This is a genomic window from Rhizobium sp. P1_E1 (genome assembly GCF_056406015.1).
Genome location: NZ_JBFUAY010000312.1, coordinates 1 through 4,079, shown reverse-complemented (window position 1 = coordinate 4,079; position 4,079 = coordinate 1). Strand labels below are relative to the sequence as shown.

The following is a 4,079-nucleotide window of genomic DNA, read 5'->3' as shown; positions in this document are numbered from 1 at the left end:
CACCGGATGATTTGACCCAGCTCGGCGAGATCGAACCGGAGAGCGAGATCGACGGGTAGAGCTGGGCTTCGGCAGCGCCGATGTCGGCAACGGCTGCAGCCAGATCGCGTTCAGCCTTGTGGATATCGGGACGGTTGCGGATGAGATCGGCCGGAATGCCGGCGCGAATGTCGCCGCGGAAAACCGGCTGGCCGGCGCTTTTCTGCAGCTCACCCATCAGCGAGGCCGCCGGCATCCCGAGCAGAGTGGCAATGTGATGGGCTGACTCGGTGAAGCTCTGTTCGAGGCCGGGAATGTCGGACTTTGTCGACTGTACCAGGCCCTCGGCCTGAACGACGTCGAGGCGGGAGGCCGCACCTGCCTTGAGCTGCAGCTGTGTCAGTTCGTAAGTCTGTTGGCGGGATTTCAAGCTCGCCTGTGAAAGCGCGATTCGCTCCTGGTAATAACGGGCGTCGATATAGCTCTCGATCAGGTCTTTCAGGAAGGTGAGCTTTGTGTTGTCGGCCGTTGCATAGGCGGCCCCCAGCGAGGCGATGGCACTCTCCTTCGAGCGACGGTATTGGCCGAAGAAGTCGAGCAGCCAGGAAAGGCTGGCCTGGCCGCCTGTGGTATTCTCGGTGCCGACCGTCGTGCGGAGCCGCCCCCTCTCGCCGGATACCGTGTGCGATGCGTCGACACTGAGGCTCGGCAGGCCGCCGGCGCCGGCAACCGTGACATTGGCGGAAGCCGAGTTGATGCTCTCGAGCGCCTGCAGCACATCGAGGTTCTCGCTGAGGCCATGGGCCACCAGGCCGTCGAGCCGCTTGTCGCGATAGGCCGTCCACCACTGTGCCGTCACGACATCGCCGTTGCTCTTGGTCCCGCCCTCTTGGAATTTAGCAGGAAGCGGCATCTGTGGGAGAGCGTGATCCGGGCCGCTGACGCAGCCTGCCACCAAAAGCGTGAGTGCCGATGTGGCGTAGCGGAGGGATGATATTCTTGTGCAGAGCGACGGACTCACTGGCGAGCTTTCTGAACCGGGATCGTAGGTTCAGGCTTAGCGGCGCCAACGTTAATGGCGGTAAAGACACTGTAAAGTTAGGTAAAGTCTGGGTTGCGGGGCCTCATCCACCACCGCCTCGAGCTTCGTCGATTGGTCCTCAGGCGTGTTCGTCCGCCAAGCCATAGGGTACCGGCTTCCTGGGAAGCTCCAGGGTGACCGCCAGGCCTCCGGCATCCGGCAATGACGCATGTACACGCCCGCCGTGGCGTTCGATCGCCTGCCGGGTGATGGCCAGACCCAGGCCGTATCCGCCTCTTGGCACTGCCTCTTTACCACGTGAGAACGGCTGGAAGATCCGTTCGAGTTCGTCTCGCCGGACACCCGGCCCCTGATCCGTGACGCAGATTTTGAGGCGGCCGGTCGTCGCCTCGCAAGCCACTGATACGTGCGAATGCTCGGCCGTGTATTTGACGGCGTTGCGGACAACGTTTTCGAGCGCCCTGTAGATCAGCTCACCTTCGACCTCGGCGCGGAAGGTGCCCTCGACACTGGTTGTGATCGAGACCTCCCGTGCCTGGGCTTCGAATGCCGCGTCGCCGAGGATTTCGTTGAGGAGCTCGATGACATCCAGGGCCTGGGTCTTCAGCGGCAGGCCGGAGCCCGCGGTCAGCCTGGCTAGCGTCAGAACTTCGCCGACCAGCGCGTCGAGCCGTTCGACCTCCCGGTCCATCCGATCCAGCATGGCGCCGAGTTTGGCCGGGCTTTGCCGAAGGACGCCGACGGCGGCCTGCAGACGAGACAGGGGCGAACGCAATTCATGGGAGACGTCATGAAATAGCCTCTGCTGCGCATCCTGGAGCTCCTGAAGCCGCGCGGCAGTGGAATCGARGTCGTGCGCCAGTGCGGTGACTTCATCCTTTCGGCCGGCCATCTGGTTGCCGATACGGAAGTCGAAGCGGCCATGGGCGAGCGCGCTCAGGCCGTCGCGCAGATGTACGACGGGTCGAATGAGATAGCGGGCGAGTGCGGCGGCAGCGACCGTACTCGAAACGAAAATCGAAAGCCAAGGCACCAGCAGCGCCAGGTTGTCCGCAATGTTGAGAAGGAAGTTCGCTTCTGGCGCCACGGAGATCCGGTAGCAAATTCCGTCCTTCAGAATGGACTTCGTCTCTGCCCTGCCCTCGTCTCCGCACGCAGGCGACTCCATGGTTTTCGAAAGCGTCAGACCTAGTGGCACCGTATATTCACTTGTGCGGATGAAGCGCGCTGCGGCGTCCTCCCCATCCCTTGCGAGCACGTTCGCCGTCAGCTTCAGAATGATCGCTCGCTCCTGGTATTCGCGATCGCGGCCAGGCGGCGGGATCTGAAAGAGGTTGACGATCACGATGATGACCGTGAGCGTCGTTGCAAGCGTCAACCAGATCGTCGCGAAAAATTTCCAGAAAAGCCGGGGCATGGTCAGTCCACAAGTAGTTGATAGCCYTGGCCGCGAACGGACTGGATCCAGGATTGTCCGTCCTCCCTCAGTCCGAGCTTCTGACGAACGCTGCTGATATGGACGTCGATGCGGCGATCGAACGGGGTCAGCGGCTTGCCGAAGGCCCGCTTCGAAATTTCCTGCTTCGACACGAGCTGGCCGGCGCTGCGGGCAAGCACCTCGATCAGGCTGAACTCGGTGCCGGTCAGATCCAAGGTTTCTCCACGCCATTCGGCGATCCTGCTGCTCGGATGAATCACGAGTTTTCCCGCCCTGATCGTGTCGGTCGTCGCGCCGGCCGCAGGCTGACCTGCCCGACGGAGGATGGCGCGCAACCTCGCCGCAAGTTCGCCCGGCGAGCAAGGCTTCGGCACATAGTCGTCCGCGCCGAGATTGAGACCCGATATCCTGTCGACGTCATCGCCCCTTGCGGTCAGCATCAGGACCGGGACCTGGCTGAGCTTCCTGATCCTCTGCAGAACCTCGATCCCGTTCATCCGAGGCATCATGATGTCGAGCACGATAATATCGACCGTGTTGCCGGCAGCAGCGGCAATCGCGGCGCGACCGTCCGTATCCGTGACCACCTCATATCCTTCTTCGACCAGATATTCCTGCAGAAGCGTCGTCAGCTCGGCATCGTCGTCGATGAGGAGAACCTTGTTCATTCACTTCGTCCGTCATTGATCCGGGTAAGCCATACTGCACAAACACAGTCGCATGAGCGAGTTTTACCTAACTTAACACTAACTTGACCGCACTTAACGTTCACCCCGTTACTTATCCTTCCATGACATCACCGCGAGCCAGGATCGGGTTGCCTCAACATGAGCCGCAATCCTTCATCGAGTTGGCACGGATCGGGAAAAGGCACCCATGCCTTTGACCACAAGGAGTGCATCGTTGAGAAAACCGCCCAGAATATTCGCTGCTGCTCTTGTTGCGGCAGCGCTCCTGCTTCCCCTGCGCAATACCATGGCGGATCAATCCGCCGCACCCGCCCTTACCGTCTCGCTGGTAACGCCAGCTGAGCGGGACTGGCCGGAAACCGTTCCCGCAAGCGGTTGGCTGAAGCCTTGGCAGGAAGCCATCATCGCTTCCGAGACGAGCGGTCTGCGCGTAACCGAAATCCTGGCCGACGTCGGTTCCGTGGTTAAGAAGGGGCAGACCCTCGTGCGGCTGTCGCAGGACAGCGTGCAGGCCGACCTTCGCAAGCAGGAAGCGGCTGTCGTGACCGCTAAGGCAAACCTGACAAAGGCGAAGGCCAATGCCGATCGGGCTCGGCAGCTACGCTCGTCGGGCGCCCTTTCGGATGAGAAGATTGTCGAATATTTCGCCGACGAACAGACGGCGACGGCAAGTCTTGCGTCTGAAGAGGCGGCGCTCGACAGCCAGAAGATCAAGCTCGACCAGACAACCGTCACAGCCGTCGACGACGGCCTGATAACCTCGCGATCGGCCGAACTCGGCGCGGTCGTCTCGTYGGGCACCGAACTGTTTCGCCTGGTCCGCCAACAGCGTGTCGAATGGCAGGCCGAGGTTTCGGCTCGTTACCTCTCACGCATCTCCGAAGGATTGAGCGTCGACATCGACGGGCCGGACGGACGACCCATTCAGGGA

At 61.6% G+C, this 4,079-nt stretch carries 4 protein-coding genes; 1 reads left to right on the top strand and 3 read right to left on the bottom strand.

Going from position 1 to position 4,079, the window contains the following annotated elements; translation table 11 throughout:
• The 3 genes from AC1D1Z_RS34670 to AC1D1Z_RS34660 form a co-directional block, all read right to left on the bottom strand.
• A partial coding sequence (locus tag AC1D1Z_RS34670) for an efflux transporter outer membrane subunit (protein ID WP_477853318.1) occupies positions 1-1,000 on the bottom strand: 1,000 nt, incomplete at its 3' end.
• A gap of 139 nt (positions 1,001-1,139) precedes the next feature.
• Positions 1,140-2,438 (bottom strand): sensor histidine kinase, encoded by a 1,299-nt coding sequence (locus tag AC1D1Z_RS34665; RefSeq protein ID WP_477853316.1) that lies wholly within the window; start codon positions 2,436-2,438, stop codon positions 1,140-1,142.
• 2 nt (positions 2,439-2,440) lie between these two features.
• Positions 2,441-3,127 carry a response regulator gene (locus tag AC1D1Z_RS34660; RefSeq protein WP_047620457.1) on the bottom strand — a complete coding sequence of 229 codons (687 nt, stop codon included), beginning with the start codon at positions 3,125-3,127 and terminating at the stop codon, positions 2,441-2,443.
• Between the two features lie 208 nt (positions 3,128-3,335).
• Here AC1D1Z_RS34660 and AC1D1Z_RS34655 point away from each other — a divergent pair.
• Positions 3,336-4,079 (top strand): efflux RND transporter periplasmic adaptor subunit (locus tag AC1D1Z_RS34655; RefSeq protein WP_477853314.1); only part of this gene is annotated, 744 nt, incomplete at its 3' end.